This is a genomic window from Leucobacter soli, from assembly GCF_042659205.1.
Classification (GTDB): Bacteria; Actinomycetota; Actinomycetes; order Actinomycetales; family Microbacteriaceae; genus Leucobacter; species Leucobacter soli.
Map to the genome: position 1 here is coordinate 1 of NZ_JBHSRW010000247.1, position 3,166 is coordinate 3,166.

Here is a 3,166-nt window from a genome sequence, read left to right on the forward strand (position 1 = left end):
CGGCGGCGCCGCCGACGCCCGCCCGCTCGACGAGCGTCACCTGCGCACCGAGCTGCGCACCGGCCAGCGCGGCTTCATACCCCCCGGGGCCGCCGCCTAGTACGACGATTCGATCCCTGCGTTCCTGCGCTGCGCCCATGCCTACGATCCTACCCGGCGCCTTCGTCTACCAGAGGAGACCGATAGAGGTCGTACGCGCCTGCGAGCATGCGCCTGCGGGTAGGATCGGGACACATTCTGGCCGTACCGCATGCCGGGGGTCGGCCGAGCACCCCGCGAAAGGATCGCCGATGCCCCCTCTCGATGCCGTGCGCCGGATCACGCCACTCTCGGGTCGCGGCGCGGCGACGCCGGGCGCCCCGACGCTCGAGCGCGATCCGGGCATGCCGTCGAGCACGTGGCGGCTGCGCAGCGACGCCTGGGAGTATCTGCGCTTCGCGGTGAAGCGGCTCGCGCACGGCGACCTCGAGAGCGGCGAGCTCTCGGCGGAGAGCGAGGTGTGGCGCAACCTGCGCGCCCTCGAGACGATCGAGATGTACTGGGCCGGATTCGGCCAGCGCTACGTCGCCGCGATCGCCGAGCTGCTGCAGAAGGGGGACTACCGCGCCGCACTCGATCGGATCGGTCGCGTCGTGGGCCGGATCCGCGCGACGACCGTTCCCGACGACCCGCAGGACCAGCCTGCCGAAGCGGTGCTCGATCCCTCCGAGCGCGGCGAGTTCGAGGACGACGTCGATCCGCGACCCCGCTTCGAGGTCCTGGTGGTCGACGAGACCACCGAGTCGGATCGCGACACGATGCGCGCCGAGCTGCGGCAGCTCCGGAACCCCGCCGACGCCTTCATCTACGACTACGTGATCGTGCCGTCGGCCGACGACGCCGTCGCCGCCGCGCTCACCAACCCGAACATCCTCTCGGTGGTCGTACGCCCCGGCTTCACCGACCGCACGAAGCAGCCGCTGAGTCGGGACCTCCGCGAGACCATCGACCTCGCGCATGCCGAGGCGGGCATGCATCCCGCGCACGGCGGCAGTCCGCTGGCCTCGGTGCGGCGGGTGCTCGATCTCGCGGACACGCTGAACGCGATCCGGCCCGAACTCGACCTCTACCTCATGGCCGGCGCTCACATCGAGGATCTCGCCGGTGTGCTCACCCGACGATTCCGCCGCGTCTTCCGCCGCGAGGATCAGCTCGAACTCCACCTCACGCTGCTGCGCCGGGTCTCGCACCTCTACGACACCCCGTTCTTCAGCGCGATCCAGGATCACGCGCGCCGCCCGGTCGGGGTCTTCCATGCGCTGCCGGTCGCGCGCGGCGGCTCCGTCGTCGGCTCGAAATGGATCACCGACCTCACCGAGTTCTACGGCCTCAACCTGCTGCTCGCCGAGACCTCCGCCACCTCCGGCGGCCTGGACTCGCTGCTCGCCCCCACCGGGACGATCAAGAAGGCGCAGGATCTCGCGGCCCGCGCCTTCGGCGCGAAGCACACCTTCTTCGTCACGAACGGCACCTCGACGGCCAACAAGATCGTGCACCAGGCGCTCGTCGCGCCGAACGAGGTCGTGCTGGTCGACCGCAACTGCCACAAGTCCCACCACCACGCGATCATGCTGACCGGTGCGCGGCCCGCCTATCTCGAGGCGTATCCGCTCAACGACTTCGCCTTCTACGGCGCGGTCCCGCTGAGCCGCATCAAGCAGCTGCTGCTCGACTACCGGGCGGCGGGCCGGCTGGACGAGGTGCGGATGGTCACCCTCACCAACTGCACGTTCGACGGCATCGTCTACGATCCGGAGCGCGTCATGGCCGAGTGCCTCGCGATCAAACCGGATCTGGTGTTCCTCTGGGACGAGGCCTGGTTCGCGTTCGCGGCCTTCCATCCGGTGACCCGGCGTCGCACGGCGATGTCCGCGGCCAAGCGCTTGGAGGCGCAGCTGAAGTCGGCGGCGCACGACGCGGCCTACCGGGAGCAGCGGCAGCGGCTCTTCGACGAGTCCGGTCGGCCGGCCGCCGACGAGGTCTGGCTGGACGAGCGCCTGATCCCCTCCCCGGAGGCCCGGATCCGCGTGTACGCGACCCAGTCGACGCACAAGACGCTGACGTCGCTGCGGCAGGGCTCGATGATCCACGTCTACGACCAGGACTGGGTCCGGGAGGCGGAGGACCCGTTCCACGAGGCCTACATGACGCACACGACGACCTCGCCGAACTACCAGATCCTGACCTCGCTCGATCTGGGCCGCCGGCAGGTGGAGCTCGAGGGCTTCGACCTCGTGCAGCGTCAATTGGATCTCGCGACGAGCCTCGCGCAGGCGATCGCGCGCCATCCGCTGCTGCGCCGCACCTTCCGGGTGCTCACCGCCCACGACCTGATCCCGGCCGAGCATCGCGCCTCGGGCCGCCCCATGCCGCTGCGCGACGGCCTCGCGACGATGTGGCGGGCCTGGGCGAGCGACGAGTTCGTGATCGATCCGAGCCGCATCACGGTCGAGATCACGCGCACGGGGGTCGACGGCGACACCTTCAAGCACGACTACCTGATGGACCGCTACGGCGTGCAGGTGAACAAGACCAGCCGGAACACCGTGCTGTTCATGACGAACATCGGCACCTCCCGCAGCGCCATCGCCTACCTGATCGAGGTGCTCGTGAAGCTCGCGGAGCGCTTCGAGGAGGCTCGCGAGCAGCGCGATCCCGAACTGCCGCTGCCCGGCGAGGTCGCGATGCCGCCGCTGCCCGACTTCAGCTCGTTCTCCGACGGCTACGCCACCGATGCGGAGCTGCCCGACGGCGATATGCGCGCGGCATTCTTCCGCGGGCAGCGCCGATCGGCCGTCGAGTACGTGCAGCCGGCCGAGCTGCGGGAACGGGTCGATCGCGGCGAGCAGCCGGTCAGCGCCGGATTCGTGACGCCCTATCCGCCCGGGTTCCCCGTCCTCGTTCCCGGCCAGGTGATCACCGGCGGGGTCCTCGACTTCATGGCCGTTCTCGATACGCGGGAGATCCACGGCTACGATCCGAGCCGCGGGTATCGGGTGCTGAAGTAGCCGCGTGTCACGCCCGTGCGCGAGGGCGGATCGCCAGCACGGCGGTGGCCACGCCGACGAGGCCGAGCAGCGTGATCCCGCCGCCCATCACCGTGGCCGACGACGCGGCGACCGGGCCG

The 3,166-nt window shown here is 70.2% G+C and carries 2 protein-coding genes; one reads left to right on the forward strand and one right to left on the reverse strand.

Annotated features, from left to right (window positions below; all coding sequences use genetic code 11):
• On the reverse strand, positions 1 to 139 hold a 139-nt coding region (locus ACFPZL_RS11555; RefSeq protein WP_382335511.1), incomplete at its 3' end, for an FAD-dependent oxidoreductase.
• Between the two features lie 151 nt (positions 140 to 290).
• Between ACFPZL_RS11555 and ACFPZL_RS11560 the strand changes: the two genes are divergently transcribed.
• A complete protein-coding gene (locus ACFPZL_RS11560) occupies positions 291 to 3,047 on the forward strand; it encodes an aminotransferase class I/II-fold pyridoxal phosphate-dependent enzyme (RefSeq protein ID WP_218114416.1) in 2,757 nt (918 codons plus the stop codon).
• The last annotated feature ends 119 nt before the right edge of the window (positions 3,048 to 3,166 follow it).

Bases quoted from the DNA above. Each gene is read 5' to 3' on its own strand.
- ACFPZL_RS11560 (WP_218114416.1), top strand. From the start codon at position 291: ATGCCCCCTCTCGATGCCGTGCGCCGGATCACGCCACTCTCGGGTCGC.